Genomic DNA, 17,163 nt, shown 5'->3' with positions numbered 1-17,163 from the left:
TTGAATACAGCCAACATGCCTCTACCTCATAGAGAGAAGCGATCACCAGACGCGCATGATTTGCCAGCATCGTCTGTTAGAATCGCGTTTTTTGGGACTTGCGCGAATGCTGTACCCCTTTGTCGCGCTCCCCGTGAACCGTATTGATTTCAGCGCGTCGCGCTAGAGAGAGCCTGTATGACCGTTACCTTGAAAACCGCCGAAGACATCGCAGGCATGCGCGTTGCCGGCAAACTGGCTGCCGACGTGCTGGAAATGATCGCCGAACACGTCAAGCCCGGCGTCACCACCGAAGCGCTGGACCGCATTTGCCACGACTATATAGTCGACGTGCAAAAAGCCATCCCTGCCCCGCTGAATTACAAAGGTTTCCCCAAGTCGATCTGCACCTCGATCAACCACGTGGTCTGCCACGGCATTCCCGGTGACAAACCACTGAAAGACGGCGACACCCTGAACATCGACGTCACGGTGATCAAGGATGGTTACCACGGCGACACCAGCCGCATGTTCCACGTCGGTAATGTGCCGGTGTGGGCCGAGCGTCTGTCCCAGGTCACCCAGGAATGCATGTACAAGGCCATCGAGATCGTCAAGCCCGGCTGCCGCCTGGGTGACATCGGTGAAGTGATCCAGAAGCACGCGGAAAAGAACGGCTTCTCGGTGGTGCGCGAGTTCTGCGGCCACGGTATCGGCAAGGTGTTCCACGAAGAGCCGCAGATTCTGCATTACGGCCGCGCCGGCACCGGCATGGAACTCAAGGCTGGCATGACCTTCACCATTGAACCGATGATTAACCAGGGCAAGGCCGACACCAAGGTGCTGGGCGACGGCTGGACCGCCATCACCAAGGACCGCAAACTCTCTGCCCAGTGGGAGCACACCCTGCTGGTCACCGACACTGGCTATGAGATCTTCACCCTGCGCGCTGACGACACCATCCCACGCGTTTCGGCCTGAAGGTCGCCCAGGTTTTCCCGCAGCGTGTTGTGACTGACTGATAGATAGAAAGGAAAGCCGAACGATGCCCCAGGTGGATCCCGAACTCTTCGACCGTGGCCAATTCCAGGCCGAGCTGGCACTGAAGGCAAGCCCCATCGCCGCCTTCAAGAAGGCCATCCGCCAAGCCCGCGAGGTGCTCGATGCGCGCTTTCGCAGCGGCCGGGATATTCGCCGCCTGATCGAAGACCGCGCATGGTTCGTCGATAACATCCTGCAAAAGGCCTGGGAGCAGTTCAATTGGAGTTTCGACGCCGATATCGCCCTGGTGGCGGTCGGCGGCTACGGTCGCGGCGAACTGCATCCCTACTCCGACATCGACCTGCTGATCCTGCTGGACCAGGCCGATCATGAGATCTTTCGCGATTCCATCGAGCGCTTTCTGACGTTGCTGTGGGACATCGGCCTGGAAGTCGGCCAGAGCGTACGCTCGGTGGACGAATGCGCCGAAGAGGCCCGTGCCGACCTGACGGTGGTCACCAACCTGATGGAAAGCCGCACCATCTGCGGCCCCGAGCGCCTGCGCCAGCGCATGCTCGAAGTCACCAGCACCGCACACATGTGGCCAAGCAAAGACTTTTTCCTGGCCAAGCGCGCCGAGCAAAAAGCCCGGCACCACAAGTACAACGACACCGAATACAACCTGGAACCCAACGTCAAAGGCTCACCCGGTGGGCTGCGGGATATCCAGACAATCTTGTGGGTGGCGCGCCGTCAATACGGCACGCTTAACCTGCGTGCCCTGGCCGGCGAAGGCTTCCTGGTGGAGAGCGAAAACACTCTGCTGGCCTCGTCCCAGGAGTTCCTGTGGAAGGTGCGCTACGCCCTGCACATGCTGGCCGGTCGTTCCGAAGACCGCCTGCTCTTCGATCACCAGCGCTCTATCGCCACCTTGTTGGGCTTTGAAGGCGAAGATGCGAAGACCAGCATTGAAAGCTTCATGCAGCAGTACTACCGGGTGGTCATGAGCATTGCCCAGCTCAGCGACTTGATCATCCAGCACTTCGAAGAAGTGATCCTGGCCCCCGAGGACGAAGCGCCGCCGCAGCCGATCAATGCGCGTTTCCAGTTGCACGACGGCTATATCGAAGCACGCAACGACAACGTGTTCCGCCGCACGCCGCTTGCCATGCTGGAAATCTTTGTGTTGATGGCCCAGCAGCCGGAGATCAAAGGCGTGCGCGCCGATACCATCCGCTTGCTGCGGGAAAACCGTCACCTGATCGACGACGATTTTCGCAACGACATTCGCAATACCAGCCTGTTTATCGAACTGTTCAAGTGCCGCATCGGCATCCATCGCAACCTGCGGCGCATGAACCGCTACGGCATTCTGGGGCGCTACCTGCCGGAGTTCGGTTTTATCGTCGGGCAGATGCAGCACGACCTGTTCCATATCTATACCGTCGATGCCCACACCCTGAACCTGATCAAGCACCTGCGTAAGTTGCAGTACACCCAGGTGTCAGAGAAATTCCCGCTGGCCAGTAAGCTGATGGCCAAGCTGCCCAAGCCCGAGCTGATTTACCTGGCCGGCTTGTACCACGACATCGGCAAAGGCCGGCATGGCGACCACTCGGAGATCGGCGCGGTGGATGCCGAAGCCTTCTGCCAGCGCCACCAGTTGCCGTTGTGGGACAGCCGCCTGATTGTCTGGCTGGTGCAGAACCACCTGGTGATGTCGACCACGGCCCAGCGCAAGGACTTGTCCGACCCGCAGGTGATCCACGACTTTGCCGGCATCGTCGGCGATGAAACCCGCCTGGATTACCTGTATGTGCTGACCGTCTCCGACATCAACGCCACTAACCCCACGCTGTGGAACTCCTGGCGCGCCAGCCTGTTGCGCCAGCTGTACACCGAGACCAAGCGCGCCCTGCGCCGTGGCCTGGAGAACCCGGTGGACCGCGAAGAGCAGATCCGCCGCACCCAAAGCGCAGCCCTGGATATCCTGGTGCGCGGCGGTAACGACCCGGACGACGTCGAGCAACTCTGGTCGCAACTGGGTGATGATTACTTCCTGCGCCACACCGCCGGCGACGTGGCCTGGCACAGCGACGCGATCCTGCAGCAACCCGCCGATGGCGGCCCGTTGGTCTTGATCAAGGAAACCACCCAGCGCGAATTCGAAGGCGGCACGCAGATCTTCATCTACGCGCCCGACCAGCACGACTTCTTCGCCGTGACCGTGGCGGCCATGGACCAGCTCAACCTGAACATCCATGACGCCCGGGTCATCACCTCCAGCAGCCAGTTCACCCTCGACACCTACATCGTGCTCGACGCCGACGGCGACTCGATTGGCGACAACCCGGCGCGCGTGAAAAAGATCCGCGAGGGCCTGACCGAAGCCCTGCGCAACCCCGACGACTACCCCACCATCATCCAGCGCCGGGTGCCGCGCCAGCTCAAGCATTTTGCCTTTGCGCCCCAGGTGACCATTTCCAACGACGCACAGCGACCGGTGACGGTGCTGGAGCTCAGCGCACCGGATCGCCCAGGCCTGCTGGCGCGTATCGGCGGGATTTTCCTGGAGTTCGACCTGTCATTGCAAAATGCCAAGATTGCGACCCTGGGCGAGCGGGTGGAAGACGTGTTCTTTATCACCGATGCCGACAACCAGCCACTGTCCGACCCGGAGCTGTGCCTGCGTTTACAGGCGGCAATCGTGGAGCAGTTGAGCGTGACCCAGGAACCCGGTGTCGAGCTGACCAGACTGACTATTTGAATTCTTAACTTTGTGAACACGAGTCATGTGGGAGCTGGCTTGCCTGCGATGCAGACACTTCGGCCCGTCCGATCGACCGCAGATCGCAGGCAGGCCAGCTCCCACAGATCCGCGCTCACCGTGATAGAGGCTTATATGAACAACGCCCTTAACCAGTTGCAGCCCTACCCCTTCGAGAAGCTGCGCGCCCTGCTCGGCAGCGTGACGCCGAACCCGGACAAACGCCCGATCGCACTGTCCATCGGCGAGCCCAAGCACACGTCACCGGCCTTCGTTGCCGAGGCCTTGAGCAATAACCTCGATCAAATGGCGGTGTACCCCACCACATTGGGTATCCCGGCACTGCGTGAAGCCATCGGCGTCTGGTGCGAACGCCGCTTCAACGTGCCCAAGGGCTGGCTGGACCCAGCGCGCAACATCCTGCCGGTCAACGGTACGCGCGAGGCGCTGTTTGCCTTCACCCAGACCGTGGTCAACCGTGGCGACGATGCGCTGGTAGTGAGCCCCAACCCGTTCTACCAGATCTACGAAGGCGCCGCGTTCCTGGCCGGGGCCAAGCCGCATTACCTGCCGTGCCTGGATAGCAACGGCTTCAATCCAGACTTCGATGCTGTCTCTGCGGATATCTGGAAACGTTGCCAGATCCTGTTCCTGTGCTCCCCCGGTAACCCGACCGGTGCGCTGATTCCAGTCGCCACGCTGAAAAAACTCATCGCCCTGGCCGATAAATACGATTTCGTCATCGCCGCCGACGAATGCTACAGCGAGCTGTACTTCGACGAGCAAACCCCACCCCCGGGACTGCTCAGCGCCTGCGTCGAACTGGGCCGTCAGGACTTCAAGCGTTGTGTGGTATTCCACAGCCTGTCCAAGCGCTCCAACCTGCCAGGCCTGCGTTCAGGCTTCGTGGCCGGCGACGCCGAGATCCTCAAGGCCTTTTTGCTGTACCGCACCTACCATGGCTGCGCGATGCCGGTGCAAACTCAGTTGGCCAGCATCGCCGCCTGGCAGGACGAGGCCCATGTACTGGCCAACCGTGACCTGTACCGCGAGAAGTTCGACGCAGTGCTGGCGATCCTCAAGCCGGTGCTGGACGTGCAAAGCCCGGACGGCGGCTTTTACCTGTGGCCGAATGTACAAGGCGATGACGCCGTCTTCTGCCGCGATTTGTTCGTGGAAGAACATGTGACGGTGGTGCCGGGCTCTTACCTGTCGCGGGAAGTGGACGGCTTTAACCCAGGTGCGGGGCGTGTGCGCCTGGCATTGGTTGCGCCGTTGGCCGAATGCGTGGAAGCGGCTGAGCGGATTCGCGACTTTATCCAGCGTCGCCGTTAAGGGCTTACGGGTCACTTCATGTGACCCAAATTCGCCTCGCTCATATCCAGTTCCGCCAGCACCTCCCTCAATACGTCATCACCAATCTGGTGGTGACGGCTCAAGCTGTACAACTCCAACCGTTGCGCGCGCAGAGCCTTGAGCCGCAGCTTGCGCTCAAGCAGGTCCATTTGCTGCGCCAGCGCCTGAGCTTCAGCCGAATCGTTGAAGACTTCCAATTGATGGCGATATTCCGACATCAGCCGTGCCTTCAGTTCGGTAGCCAATGCCGCCTGGGCGGCGTCCGGCGTTTCGGCCTCGGCTGGCTCGTCGGCCTCCAGTGCATGAATCGCGGCCACGGCGGTCTTTTTCCAGGCTTCGCGCACTTCTTTGTGGCGTTTTTCATCCGGGCTATTCTCGACGCCGCGTAACAGCAGCGGCAGCGCGATACAGGCAGCGACCAGTGATAACAGGATCACACCGGCAGCGATAAAGATCAGCAGGTCACGCTCAGGGAAATCCTGGCCAGGCGCCAACAGCAAGGGCACCGACATGACGCCCGCCAGGGTCACCGCACCGCGTACACCGCCGACGGTCAACAACCAGCAGGAACGGGCCGTCGGCACCAGGGTCAGCGCGTTTTTGCCACGTAGCCTGCGCAGCAACCCCGACAGCCGCCAGATGCTTTGCACCCAGATAAAGCGCAATACCACCAGCACCAGGAAGATCGCCACCACATCCAGGCAGCGATACATCAAGGTGGGCCACAGCGTGGTTTCATGGCTGACCACGGCCTTGATGATGTCAGGCAGTTGCAGACCGAGCAGCAGGAAGATCAGGCCGTTAAAGGCAAACTCCAGCAACGACCACACGCTGCGGTTGAGCAGGCGCGTGCTGGTCTGGCGCGGCAGCAGGTCGAGCCAGCTTTGCATCATGCCCGCTGCCACCGCCGAGAGGATGCCGGACGCGCCCAGGCGTTCAGCCAGTACGTACGCAGCAAAGGGCAGCAACAACATGAACACCACATGGGTCGCCGGGTCATCCCAACCGCGCGCGATCATCCAGGCGCGCAGGCGGCCGACCAACCAGCTCAACGCCACGCCGATCGCCAGCCCGCCCACCGCCACCAACACAAACGTCAGGCTGGCATCCGCCAGGGAAAAGACTCCGGTCAACGCCGCAGCCAGGGCGAACTTGAAAGTTACCAGGCCCGACGCGTCATTCATCAAGGCCTCACCCTGGAGCATGTGCATCAGCGGCTTGGGCAAACGGTTCTGGGAAATGGCCGACACCGCCACGGCGTCCGTCGGCGAGAGCACCGCTGCCAGGGCAAAGGCCACCGGCAAGGGGATCGAGGGCAGCAACCAATGAATGAAGTAACCGGCGCCCACCACGGTGAACAGCACCAGCCCCACCGCCAATGTCAGGATCGGGCCACGCAGGTGCCACAACTCACGCTTGGGCATGCGCCAACCATCGGAAAACAACAGTGGCGGCAGGAACAGAAACAGGAACAGCTCAGGGTCCAGCGCCACATGCAGCCCCAACGTGGGCCAGGCCAGCAAGGCGCCGGCGGCGATCTGCACCAGGGGCAAGGGCAGTGGGATGATGCGCCCGATCAGGCGCGAAAAGCTGACCAGCATCAGCAGGATAAGAACGGTGTAGGCGGTTTGCATAACGCGGGTTTCCCGGACAATCGGCTTGCAAAGACACATAAGGCAACAACTGGCCGTTGAAGTGCCATATTACCCGGCTATGTTACCTGGCTATGTTACTGGCCTATGCTGCGCAATGCGCTTTTGCACAAAAGTCGCACGCTGTTGACGAGCGGCGCCGAAACCCGCTGGTCGTGGCATAATCGGCGATCTTTCATTTTCATACGTCCAAAGGGGGGCAATTCCTTGAGTGCTTCAAGCAAAACCTTGCACCTTTTCGGCATCAAAGCCTGCGACACCATGAAAAAGGCGCGCACCTGGCTCGATGAGCACGGGGTGAGCTATGAGTTCCATGACTACAAAACGGCCGGTATCGACCGCGAACACTTGACCCAATGGTGCAATGAGCACGGTTGGCAGGTGGTTTTGAACCGTGCGGGCACCACCTTTCGCAAACTCGAAGACGAACGCAAAGCCGATCTCGATCAGTCGAAAGCCATTGAATTGATGCTCGCACAACCCTCGATGATCAAGCGCCCGGTGCTCGATCTCGGTGACAGAACCCTGATTGGCTTCAAGCCAGATAGTTATTCGGCGGCCCTCAAGTAGGCCAGCCTTCCATTTTTGTAGAGGTAACAGCATGTCCAATTCCCTGTTCAGCCTGGGCTTCGGCGTCGGCACTCAGAACCGCCAAGGTGCTTGGCTGGAAGTGTTTTACGCACAACCCTTGCTCAACCCGTCGGCTGAAATCGTTGCCGCCATCGCACCGATCCTCGGTTACACCGAAGGCAACCAGGCGATCACCTTCACCGTGAGCCAGGCCCTGCAACTGGCCGACGCGCTCAAAGGCGTCGATGCTGCCCAGGCCGCCCTGCTCAGCCGTCTGGCTGAAAGCCACACGCCGCTGGTCGCGACCTTGCTGGCCGAAGACGCCGCACTGACCTCCACGCCTGAGGCCTACCTCAAGCTGCACCTGCTGTCCCATCGCCTGGTCAAGCCCCACGGCCTGAGCCTGGCCGGTGTGTTCCCGCAGTTGCCGAACGTGGCCTGGACCAGCCAGGGCGCTATCGACATCAATGAACTGGCCGAGCGCCAACTGGAAGCGCGCCTGCGTGGCGACCTGCTGGAAGTGTTCTCGGTGGACAAGTTCCCGAAAATGACCGACTACGTCGTACCGGCTGGCGTGCGTATCGCTGACGCTGCACGTATCCGCCTGGGCGCGTACGTGGGCGAAGGCACCACCGTGATGCACGAAGGCTTCGTCAACTTCAACGCGGGCACCGAAGGCCCGGGCATGATCGAAGGCCGCGTATCGGCGGGCGTATTCGTCGGCAAGGGCTCGGACCTGGGCGGCGGTTGCTCCACCATGGGCACCCTGTCGGGCGGCGGCAATATCGTGATCAAGGTGGGCGAAGGCTGCCTGATCGGCGCCAACGCCGGTACCGGTATCCCATTGGGCGACCGCAACACCGTGGAGTCGGGCCTCTACATAACCGCCGGCACCAAGGTTGCCCTGCTGGACGAGCAGAACCAACTGGTCAAGGTGGTCAAGGCACGCGAGTTGGCTGGCCAGCCGGACCTGCTGTTCCGTCGTAACTCCGAGACCGGTGCCGTGGAGTGCAAAACCCACAAATCGGCCATCGAACTGAACGAAGCGCTGCACGCTCACAACTAAGCAGCCACTCGATGCCACTAGCGGGCCGCACCCTTGGGGGCGGCGCGCTTATACGAGTCTTGATCACCATGCTTGTGCCCTCCCCCTGGCGCGCCGACTTCCCGGCCATCGCCACCCTGCAACGGCAAGACCAGACCTATCTGGACAGCGCCGCCACCACGCAAAAACCCCAAGCCCTGCTGGATGCCATCAGTCATTACTACGCCAATGGCGCAGCGAATGTGCACCGTGCCCAGCATTTGCCCGGGGCCCATGCTACCCAGGCCTTTGAAGACAGCCGCAGCAAGGTCGCGCAGTGGTTGAACGCAGGTGACAGCGGGCAGGTTGTGTTTACCCACGGCGCAACGTCTGCGCTGAACCTACTGGCCTATGGCCTGGAACACTTATTCAATGCGGGCGATGAGATTGCCATCAGCGCCCTGGAACACCACGCCAACCTGTTGCCCTGGCAGCAATTGGCCAAACGCCGCGCGCTCACGCTGGTGGTATTACCCCTGGACGATGAAGGCGTAATCGACCTGGACGCCGCAGCCCGCTTGATTGGCCCGCGCACGCGCCTACTGGCGGTGAGCCAGTTGTCCAACGTGCTCGGCGCCTGGCAGCCGCTGCAAGCCTTGCTGGCGCTGGCCCAGGCACATGGCGCCCTCACGGTGGTGGACGGCGCCCAAGGCATCGTCCATGGCCGCCACGACGTACAGGCCCTGGGCTGCGACTTCTACGTGTTCTCCAGCCACAAACTCTATGGCCCGGACGGCGTCGGCGTGCTGTATGGCCGTAATGAGGCCCTGCACCACCTGCGCCACTGGCAGTTCGGCGGCGAGATGGTGCAACAGGCCGACTACCACAGCGCCAGCTTTCGCCCCGCGCCGCTGGGCTTTGAAGCCGGCACCCCACCGATCGCCAGCGTGATCGGCCTGGGCGCGAGCCTGGATTACCTGAGCTCGCTGGATGCCTCGGCGGTGATCGCCCACGAAGCCGCCCTGCATGACTACCTGCTGCGTGGGCTTAAGGCACGTAATGGCGTGCGCGTGCTGGGATCGCCGCAGGTGGCGCTGGTGAGTTTTGTGGTGGAGGGCGTGCACAACGCCGACCTCGCCCACCTGCTGACCGAGCAAGGCATTGCTGTGCGTGCCGGTCATCACTGCGCGATGCCATTGTTGAAGGCAATGCATCTGTCAGGCGCAATCCGCGTTTCCCTGGCGCTCTACAACGATTCCGACGACCTGGAACGCTTTTTTGAAGCGCTGGACCAGGCGCTGGACATGCTGCGATGAGCTTGCCGCTGGAGGCACAAGCCGCGCTGGAAGCCTTCCAGGCCGTGGGCAGCTGGGAGCAGCGCGCACGGATGCTGATGCAATGGGGTGAACGCTTGCCCGCCCTGGCTAATGACGAAAAGGTCGACGCTAACCTGGTGCAAGGTTGCGAAAGCCTGGTGTGGCTGGTGGGGCGCTTGCAGGACGGCCATTGGCAGTTTGCGGCGAGCAGCGAGGCACGGATGATTCGCGGGTTGGTGGCGTTGCTGCTGGCACGGGTCAATGGGTTGCCGGCTGATCAATTGCAAGCGGTCGACCTGCCTGGCTGGTTCAATCAACTGGGCCTGTCGCGCCAACTATCGCCGTCGCGCAGCAATGGCTTGAATGCCGTACTGCAACGCATGCGAGACCTGACGCGTACACAGAAATAATGTGGGAGCTGGCTTGCCTGCGATAGCCATAGGTATCTACATAACTCTGTTAGCTCAACGGTAACCACGATGCGAAGCGAGCCGCTCTTGATCTGCTTTTGATCTTAGGCGCCCCGTTAAACCACGCTGGCCGGAATTCGACAGGGATTTGGGGGGTAAACCGGCAGGGATGCCGGTTTAGCCGCCCCGCGCCATGGATGGCGCGTGGCGGCGGCCCCCCAAATCACTGGCGGATTACGGGCACACCGAGCCTAAGCGAGGTGCCGAGTGGTGGGGCAAGAGCGTTTTGCTTACTTTGCCGCTTTTGCAAAGTGAGCCGCCGTCAGGGCGGAACCCTAAGTGGCCGTTACCGCAGGAATGGATATGTACACGGTCCAACTGTGTTGACTGTCAGGCCGTCTTCGCAGGCAAGCCAGCTCCCACATTGGATCGCGGGGCATCAGTTATATCTGTGTCGGCTGCCAGGCCGTCACGGGAGCAAGCTCCCTCGCCACAGATTTAGCGTCGTGCCGAAGTTGTGTAGATACCTATGCTGCGATAGCGGCGAATCAGTCAGTATTTTCAGTGGCTGACACACCGCTATCGCAGGCAAGCCAGCTCCCACAATTTGGATCTATGTTCGACAATGAGATTTAGCTGGGTTTGATGCGCTCTGAAGGCCTGCGCACTCCCGCCACAATCTTGTCCACCGCCTTGGTCGCCGCCACCATACCGAACGTGGCCGTGACCATCATCACTGCGCCAAACCCTCCCGCGCAGTCCAGCTTCACGCCATCACCGACAAAACTCTTCTGCAGACAGATGCTGCCATCGGGTTTGGGATAGCGCAGTTGTTCGGTGGAAAACACGCACGGCACGCTGTAATGACGGGTCACCGTGCGCGAGAAGCCATAATCGCGGCGCAAGGTAGAGCGTACTTTCGACGCCAGCGGATCATTGAAGGTGCGGTTCAGGTCGCACACCTGGATCAGCGTGGGGTCAATCTGCCCGCCGGCACCGCCAGTAGTGATGATCTGGATCTTGCGACGCTTGCACCAGGCAATCAGCGCCGCCTTGGCGTTGACCGCGTCGATGCAGTCGATCACGCAGTCGATAGTCGGAGTGATGTACTCGGCCATGGTGTCGCGGGTGACAAAGTCTGCCACCGCGTGCACGGTGCACTCAGGATTAATACCGCGCAAACGCTCGGCCATCACTTCGACCTTGGGCTTGCCCACGGTGCTGTCCAAGGCATGCAACTGGCGGTTGCTGTTGCTGACGCAGACATCGTCCAGGTCAAACAGCGAAATCTCGCCCACCCCGCAGCGGGCAATCGCTTCCGCCGCCCAGGAACCCACGCCGCCGACGCCGACAATCGCCACATGGGCCGCTTTCAAGCGCTCCAGGCCCTCAAGCCCGTACAAGCGGGCGACGCCTGCAAACCGCGGATCTTCTGTACTCATCATCATTACCCCAAAAACCGGCGCGCATTATAGGGCTACGGAGCGGCAAGTTTTAAGCTACAAGTTACAAGTGAAGAACTTAGATGGAGTTTCGCAGACTAACGTCCGGCTTTTCTCTGTCTGCTGTACGCTCAGGGAAGCGCCAGTGTAGGATGCGCGCCGTTCGGCGCAGGCCGACACCTCTTTCGTTCCGCACCCTTTGGAACCCGACATAACCATGGCATCGCGTAAATTTGGACTCAACCTGGTGGTGGTGCTGGCAATTGCCGCGCTGTTCACCGGTTTCTGGGCGCTGATCAACCGCCCGGTCACCGCTCCCAACTGGCCCGATCAGATCTCCGGTTTTTCCTACTCGCCGTTCCAGCAAGGCCAGTACCCGCAGAAAGGCCAGTACCCTACCGACGAACAGATGCGTCAGGACCTTGCGATCATGAGCAAGCTGACGGACAACATCCGTACCTACTCGGTGGACGGCCCCCTGGGGGATATACCCAAGCTGGCCGAAGAGTTTGGCCTGCGCGTGACCCTGGGGATCTGGATCAGCCCGGACCTTGAGCGTAACGAGCGGGAGATCCAGCGCGCTATCGAGATCGCCAACACCTCGCGCAGTGTCGTGCGCGTAGTGGTGGGCAACGAAGCGTTGTTCCGTGAAGAAATCACCCCCGAAGCCCTGATCGTGCTGCTCGACCGCGTGCGCGCCGCCGTGAAAGTCCCGGTGACCACCTCCGAGCAATGGCACATCTGGGAAAAGAACCCGCAACTGGCCAAGCACGTCGACCTGATCGCCGCGCACATCCTGCCGTTCTGGGAGTACATCCCGATGGACAAGGCCGGCCAGTACGTTCTCGACCGCGCCAAGGACCTGAAGAAAGCCTTCCCGAAAAAGCAGCTGCTGCTATCGGAAGTGGGCTGGCCGAGCAACGGCCGTATGCGCGGTGGCAATGAGACGTCGCCGGCCGACCAGGCGATTTACCTGCGTACGCTGGTCAACAAGCTCAACCGCCAGGGTTACAACTACTTTGTGATCGAGGCCTTCGACCAGCCGTGGAAGGTCAGCGACGAAGGTTCGGCGGGTGCGTATTGGGGTGTATTCAATGCCGCGCGCCAGCAGAAATTCAATTTTGACGGCCCGGTGGTGGCGATTCCGCAATGGCGGGTACTGGCCATCGGTTCGGTAGTGCTTGCGCTGCTGTCCCTGACCCTGTTGATGATCGACGGCTCAGCCCTGCGCCAGCGGGGCCGTACCTTCCTGACCTTCATTGCGTTCCTGTGCGGGTCGGTGCTGGTCTGGATCGGCTACGACTACAGCCAGCAATACAGCACCTGGTTCAGCGTGACGGTCGGTGTGTTGCTGGCACTCGGCGCCCTGGGCGTGTTCATTGTGTTGCTGACCGAAGCCCACGAACTGGCGGAAGCGGTGTGGACCCACAAGCGCCGGCGTGAATTCCTGCCCGTGGAAGGCGACTCGGACTACCGCCCTAAAGTATCGATCCACGTGCCGTGCTACAACGAGCCACCGGAAATGGTCAAGCAGACCCTCGATGCCCTGGCCGCCCTCGACTATCCGGACTACGAAGTCCTGATCATCGACAACAACACCAAGGACCCGGCGGTGTGGGAGCCGGTACGCGACTACTGCGAAACCCTCGGCCCGCGCTTCAAGTTCTTCCACGTCGCGCCCCTGGCCGGTTTCAAGGGCGGCGCGCTGAACTACCTGATCCCGCACACCGCCAAGGATGCCGAAGTGATAGCAGTGATCGACTCGGACTACTGCGTATCGCCGAACTGGCTCAAGCACATGGTGCCGCACTTCGCCGACCCGAAAATCGCGGTAGTGCAGTCGCCCCAGGATTACCGCGACCAGAACGAAAGCACCTTCAAGAAGCTCTGCTACGCCGAATACAAAGGCTTCTTCCATATCGGCATGGTCACCCGTAACGACCGTGACGCGATCATCCAGCACGGCACCATGACCATGACCCGCCGCTCGGTGCTTGAAGAGCTGGGCTGGGCCGACTGGTGCATCTGTGAAGACGCCGAACTGGGCCTGCGCGTGTTCGAAAAAGGCCTGTCTGCGGCGTACTACCACGACAGCTACGGCAAGGGTTTGATGCCGGATACCTTTATCGACTTCAAGAAACAGCGTTTCCGCTGGGCCTATGGCGCGATCCAGATCATCAAGCGCCACACCGCCAGCCTATTGCGCGGTAAAGACACCGAACTGACCCGTGGCCAGCGCTACCACTTCCTTGCGGGCTGGTTGCCGTGGGTGGCCGATGGCATGAACATCTTCTTTACCGTCGGCGCCCTGTTGTGGTCTGCGGCGATGATCATCGTGCCGACTCGGGTCGACCCGCCATTGCTGATTTTCGCGATCCCGCCGTTGGCGTTGTTTGTGTTCAAAGTCGGCAAGATCATCTTCCTCTATCGTCGTGCGGTAGGTGTGAACTTGAAAGATGCGTTCTGCGCGGCACTGGCCGGGTTGGCGCTGTCTCATACCATCGCCAAAGCGGTGTTGTACGGCTTCTTCACCAGCAGCATTCCGTTCTTTCGTACACCGAAAAACGCGGATAACCACGGCTTCTGGGTGGCGATTTCCGAAGCCCGCGAAGAAATGTTCATCATGCTGCTGCTGTGGGGCGCGGCGCTGGGGATCTACCTGGTGCAAGGCCTGCCGAGCAATGACATTCGCTTCTGGGTGGTGATGTTGCTGGTGCAGTCGCTGCCGTATGTGGCGGCGCTGATCATGGCGTTCCTGTCGTCGCTGCCCAAACCTTCGGCGGCGCCTGAGCCCGCGCCGGCGGCGTAAAAAGTCACGCGATGCACTAAACGGCGGCCCTTGGCCGCCGTTTTGCTATAAGATAACGGCCGTTTGTGAGACTTGGCCTGGCCCAATTCTATGTGGGAGCTGGCTTGCCTGCGATGCAGACGCCGCGGTCTGACAGGCACACCGCAGCGATGCTATCGCCGGCAAGCCAGCTCCCACATTGGAATTGCGTCGCTCCAGGCTCGGTATTTCCACATTCGTCCTGCGCCCACCACACGCTTTCCGGAGTTCCCCCCATGACGGCCCATGCCGACCTTTCGCCGACCCTTCAACTGGCCATCGACCTGATCCGTCGCCCGTCGGTCACACCGATCGATGCCGATTGCCAGAAGCTGATGATGCAGCGCCTGGGCGACGCCGGTTTTGCGCTTGAACCGATGCGCATTGAAGACGTGGACAACTTCTGGGCCACCCACGGCAAGCACGAAGGCCCGGTGCTGTGTTTTGCCGGTCACACCGACGTGGTGCCGACCGGCCCGGTACAGGCCTGGCAGAACGACCCGTTCGACGCGTTGATCGATGACAACGGCATGCTCTGCGGCCGTGGCGCGGCGGACATGAAAGGCAGCCTGGCGGCGATGCTGGTAGCGGCGGAGCGTTTCGTCAGCGACTACCCGGACCACAAGGGTTCGGTCGCCTTCCTGATCACCAGCGACGAAGAAGGCCCGGCGCACCACGGCACCAAGGCCGTGATCGAACGCTTGGCCGCACGCAAGGAGCGCCTGGACTGGTGCATCGTCGGCGAACCGTCGAGCACCAGCCTGGTGGGCGACGTGGTCAAGAACGGCCGCCGTGGCTCCCTTGGTGCCACCTTGACCGTGCGCGGTGTACAGGGCCACGTGGCTTATCCGCACCTGGCGAAGAACCCGATCCACCTGGCAGCACCGGCCCTGGCCGAACTCGCCGCCGAACATTGGGATGACGGCAACGCGTTCTTCCCACCGACCAGCTTCCAGATTTCCAACCTCAACTCCGGTACCGGTGCCACCAACGTGATCCCAGGTGACCTGACGGCGGTGTTCAACTTCCGTTTTTCCACCGAGTCCACCGTCGAGGGCCTGCAACAACGCGTCGCGGCCATTCTCGACAAACATGGCCTGGACTGGCACGTGGAGTGGGCGCTGTCGGGCCTGCCGTTCCTCACCGAGCCAGGCGCTCTGCTGGATGCAGTTTCGGCCAGCATCCTGGCGATCACCGGGCGCGAGACCCAGGCGTCCACCAGTGGCGGTACTTCCGATGGGCGCTTCATTGCAACGTTGGGCACCCAGGTGGTCGAACTGGGCCCGGTGAACGCGACGATCCACCAGGTCAATGAACGCATCCTGGCCAGCGACCTCGACGTGCTGACCGAAATCTACTACCAGACCCTGATCAAGTTGCTCGCCTGATGCTTGCCTGCCCCATTTGCAGTGCACCGCTCAATACCGTGGACAATGGCGTGGCGTGCCCGGCCGGGCACCGCTTCGACCGCGCGCGCCAGGGTTATTTGAACCTGTTGCCGGTGCAGCACAAGAACAGCCGCGACCCAGGCGACAACCTGGCCATGGTCGAGGCGCGCCGCGACTTCCTCAACGCTGGCCACTATGCGCCAGTGGCCAAGCGCCTGGCCGAACTGGCCGCCGAGCGTGCACCGCAGCGCTGGGTGGATATTGGCTGTGGTGAGGGTTACTACACCGCACAAATCGCCCAGGCCCTGCCCGATGCCGATGGCTACGCGCTGGATATCTCCAAGGAGGCGGTCAAGCGCGCGTGCAAACGCAACCCGGCGCTGACCTGGTTGATCGCCAGCATGGCCCGCGTGCCATTGGCCGATGCCAGTTGCCAGTTCCTCGCCAGCGTGTTCAGCCCGTTGGACTGGCAAGAGGCCAAGCGCCTGCTCAGTCCCGGCGGCGGTTTGATGAAGGTCGGCCCCACCCGCGGCCATTTGATGGAACTGCGCGAGCGTCTTTACGACGAGGTACGCGAGTACACCGACGACAAGCACCTGGCCCTGGTGCCGGACGGCATGAGCCTTGCTCACAGTGAAACCCTGGAATTCACCCTGAGCCTGGCCGAAGCCCAGGACCGCGCCAACCTGCTGGCGATGACGCCCCACGGCTGGCGGGCCAGTGCCGAGCGCCGCCACGAGGTGATCGAGGCGGCTGAGCCGCTGCAGGTCACGGTGTCGATGCGTTACGATTATTTCGTGCTTCAATGACTGACGTTCACCCATCCGCGAATGGATTTTCGAATCCCGCAACGAGGAACATCCATGCGCCAACCCGATATTGAGATTTACCTGAAGGACGCCGACGTCGATCACAAGGCCATCGCTGCCTGGCTGGGCGCCGCACTCGGCCCGTGTACCGACTGGGTCCAGAAAGGCCAGACCTACAAGTGCAAGGCCGGCAGCGTGCCGGTGACCTGGCTGCCCAAGGCGGTGGGCAAATGGAACAGTCTGTACCTGGAAAGCGACCAGACCCCATGGGACGACGACATCGCCTGCGCCCGCGCCGCGTTTGCCGCGCTGAACGTCGAAGTGCGTTGCGCACCGGGCACCTGGGTTGAGGAAGAAGGTGAGGAAAGTGCCGACACCTGGATTCGCATCAGCGAAGACGGTGAAGAGCAGATCACTTGGAAAACCGCCTGACAGCGGATTGCTAACCCAATCAATGTAGGAGCTGGCTTGCCTGCGATGCAGACACCTTGGTCTATCAGTCAGACCACAGTGATGCTATCGCAGGCAAGCCAGCTTGTATGGTTAGACTTGTAGGGGTGGTGGGACTAAAAGCCAGCATCTGACTCTAGCCAGTACAGACCGTGGGAGACTTCGCCCCACCCCTTCACCAAAGCGCCGATA

The 17,163-nt window shown here is 61.3% G+C and carries 13 protein-coding genes; 11 read left to right on the top strand and 2 right to left on the bottom strand.

Annotation, left to right across the window (positions count from 1 at the left end; genetic code table 11):
* Window positions 1-177 precede the first annotated feature (177 nt).
* The 3 genes from map (at window position 178) to dapC (ending at window position 5,062) form a co-directional block, all read left to right on the top strand.
* Window positions 178-960 carry a type I methionyl aminopeptidase gene (gene map, locus JJD66_RS15610; protein ID WP_003189156.1) on the top strand — a complete coding sequence of 261 codons (783 nt, stop codon included), beginning with the start codon at window positions 178-180 and terminating at the stop codon, window positions 958-960.
* Window positions 961-1,024: 64 nt separating this feature from the next.
* On the top strand, window positions 1,025-3,727 hold the full coding sequence (locus tag JJD66_RS15605) for a [protein-PII] uridylyltransferase (protein ID WP_200648539.1): 2,703 nt from the start codon (window positions 1,025-1,027) through the stop codon (window positions 3,725-3,727).
* A gap of 135 nt (window positions 3,728-3,862) precedes the next feature.
* Window positions 3,863-5,062, top strand: a complete 1,200-nt coding sequence (gene dapC / locus JJD66_RS15600; protein WP_200648538.1) for a succinyldiaminopimelate transaminase — start codon at window positions 3,863-3,865, stop codon at window positions 5,060-5,062.
* A gap of 11 nt (window positions 5,063-5,073) precedes the next feature.
* Here the strand turns inward: dapC and JJD66_RS15595 are convergent, their stop codons facing one another.
* A complete protein-coding gene (locus tag JJD66_RS15595) occupies window positions 5,074-6,717 on the bottom strand; it encodes a Na+/H+ antiporter (RefSeq protein ID WP_200648537.1) in 1,644 nt (547 codons plus the stop codon).
* 279 nt (window positions 6,718-6,996) lie between these two features.
* Between JJD66_RS15595 and JJD66_RS15590 the strand changes: the two genes are divergently transcribed.
* The 4 genes from JJD66_RS15590 (at window position 6,997) to JJD66_RS15575 (ending at window position 10,055) form a co-directional block, all read left to right on the top strand.
* Window positions 6,997-7,305: an arsenate reductase gene (locus JJD66_RS15590; RefSeq protein ID WP_229999207.1), complete on the top strand. Its 309-nt coding sequence runs from the start codon at window positions 6,997-6,999 to the stop codon at window positions 7,303-7,305.
* Between the two features lie 31 nt (window positions 7,306-7,336).
* Window positions 7,337-8,371, top strand: a complete 1,035-nt coding sequence (dapD, locus tag JJD66_RS15585) for a 2,3,4,5-tetrahydropyridine-2,6-dicarboxylate N-succinyltransferase (RefSeq protein ID WP_034126827.1) — start codon at window positions 7,337-7,339, stop codon at window positions 8,369-8,371.
* 68 nt (window positions 8,372-8,439) lie between these two features.
* On the top strand, window positions 8,440-9,645 hold the full coding sequence (locus JJD66_RS15580; RefSeq protein WP_200648536.1) for an aminotransferase class V-fold PLP-dependent enzyme: 1,206 nt from the start codon (window positions 8,440-8,442) through the stop codon (window positions 9,643-9,645).
* Window positions 9,642-10,055 carry a SufE family protein gene (locus JJD66_RS15575; RefSeq protein ID WP_200648535.1) on the top strand — a complete coding sequence of 138 codons (414 nt, stop codon included), beginning with the start codon at window positions 9,642-9,644 and terminating at the stop codon, window positions 10,053-10,055. Before JJD66_RS15580 ends, JJD66_RS15575 begins: the two co-directional genes overlap by 4 nt.
* 632 nt (window positions 10,056-10,687) lie before the next feature.
* On the opposite strand, the gene tcdA is transcribed toward JJD66_RS15575, so the two are convergent.
* Complete coding sequence (gene tcdA / locus JJD66_RS15570; RefSeq protein ID WP_371262607.1) at window positions 10,688-11,497, bottom strand: tRNA cyclic N6-threonylcarbamoyladenosine(37) synthase TcdA; 810 nt, start codon at window positions 11,495-11,497, stop codon at window positions 10,688-10,690.
* Between the two features lie 217 nt (window positions 11,498-11,714).
* Here tcdA and JJD66_RS15565 point away from each other — a divergent pair, with 217 nt between their 5' ends.
* The 4 genes from JJD66_RS15565 (at window position 11,715) to JJD66_RS15550 (ending at window position 16,953) form a co-directional block, all read left to right on the top strand.
* Window positions 11,715-14,306: a glycosyltransferase gene (locus tag JJD66_RS15565; protein WP_105226008.1), complete on the top strand. Its 2,592-nt coding sequence runs from the start codon at window positions 11,715-11,717 to the stop codon at window positions 14,304-14,306.
* Between the two features lie 254 nt (window positions 14,307-14,560).
* Window positions 14,561-15,712: a succinyl-diaminopimelate desuccinylase gene (dapE, locus tag JJD66_RS15560; RefSeq protein ID WP_054897128.1), complete on the top strand. Its 1,152-nt coding sequence runs from the start codon at window positions 14,561-14,563 to the stop codon at window positions 15,710-15,712.
* Window positions 15,712-16,521: a putative RNA methyltransferase gene (locus JJD66_RS15555; protein WP_200648534.1), complete on the top strand. Its 810-nt coding sequence runs from the start codon at window positions 15,712-15,714 to the stop codon at window positions 16,519-16,521. The genes dapE and JJD66_RS15555 overlap by 1 nt, the downstream gene beginning before the upstream one ends.
* A gap of 54 nt (window positions 16,522-16,575) precedes the next feature.
* Window positions 16,576-16,953, top strand: a complete 378-nt coding sequence (locus JJD66_RS15550; protein ID WP_034126820.1) for a hypothetical protein — start codon at window positions 16,576-16,578, stop codon at window positions 16,951-16,953.
* Window positions 16,954-17,163 lie beyond the last annotated feature (210 nt).

The organism is Pseudomonas sp. MF6751, assembly GCF_016613265.1.
Taxonomy (GTDB): domain Bacteria; phylum Pseudomonadota; class Gammaproteobacteria; order Pseudomonadales; family Pseudomonadaceae; genus Aquipseudomonas; species Aquipseudomonas fluorescens_BV.
The sequence above is the reverse complement of the archived record's forward strand: the minus strand, read 5'-3'. Positions and strand labels throughout refer to the sequence as shown.

What these genes read in the sequence shown, in the direction of transcription:
- map (WP_003189156.1), top strand. Translation starts at nt 178, where the DNA reads ATGACCGTTACCTTGAAAACCGCCGAAGACATCGCAGGCATGCGCGTT.
- JJD66_RS15595 (WP_200648537.1), bottom strand. Translation starts at nt 6,717, where the DNA reads ATGCAAACCGCCTACACCGTTCTTATCCTGCTGATGCTGGTCAGCTTT.
- dapD (WP_034126827.1), top strand. Translation starts at nt 7,337, where the DNA reads ATGTCCAATTCCCTGTTCAGCCTGGGCTTCGGCGTCGGCACTCAGAAC.
- tcdA (WP_371262607.1), bottom strand. Translation starts at nt 11,497, where the DNA reads ATGAGTACAGAAGATCCGCGGTTTGCAGGCGTCGCCCGCTTGTACGGG.
- JJD66_RS15550 (WP_034126820.1), top strand. Translation starts at nt 16,576, where the DNA reads ATGCGCCAACCCGATATTGAGATTTACCTGAAGGACGCCGACGTCGAT.
- dapC (WP_200648538.1), top strand. Translation starts at nt 3,863, where the DNA reads ATGAACAACGCCCTTAACCAGTTGCAGCCCTACCCCTTCGAGAAGCTG.
- JJD66_RS15580 (WP_200648536.1), top strand. Translation starts at nt 8,440, where the DNA reads ATGCTTGTGCCCTCCCCCTGGCGCGCCGACTTCCCGGCCATCGCCACC.
- JJD66_RS15555 (WP_200648534.1), top strand. Translation starts at nt 15,712, where the DNA reads ATGCTTGCCTGCCCCATTTGCAGTGCACCGCTCAATACCGTGGACAAT.
- JJD66_RS15575 (WP_200648535.1), top strand. Translation starts at nt 9,642, where the DNA reads ATGAGCTTGCCGCTGGAGGCACAAGCCGCGCTGGAAGCCTTCCAGGCC.
- JJD66_RS15565 (WP_105226008.1), top strand. Translation starts at nt 11,715, where the DNA reads ATGGCATCGCGTAAATTTGGACTCAACCTGGTGGTGGTGCTGGCAATT.
- JJD66_RS15590 (WP_229999207.1), top strand. Translation starts at nt 6,997, where the DNA reads ATGAAAAAGGCGCGCACCTGGCTCGATGAGCACGGGGTGAGCTATGAG.
- JJD66_RS15605 (WP_200648539.1), top strand. Translation starts at nt 1,025, where the DNA reads ATGCCCCAGGTGGATCCCGAACTCTTCGACCGTGGCCAATTCCAGGCC.
- dapE (WP_054897128.1), top strand. Translation starts at nt 14,561, where the DNA reads ATGACGGCCCATGCCGACCTTTCGCCGACCCTTCAACTGGCCATCGAC.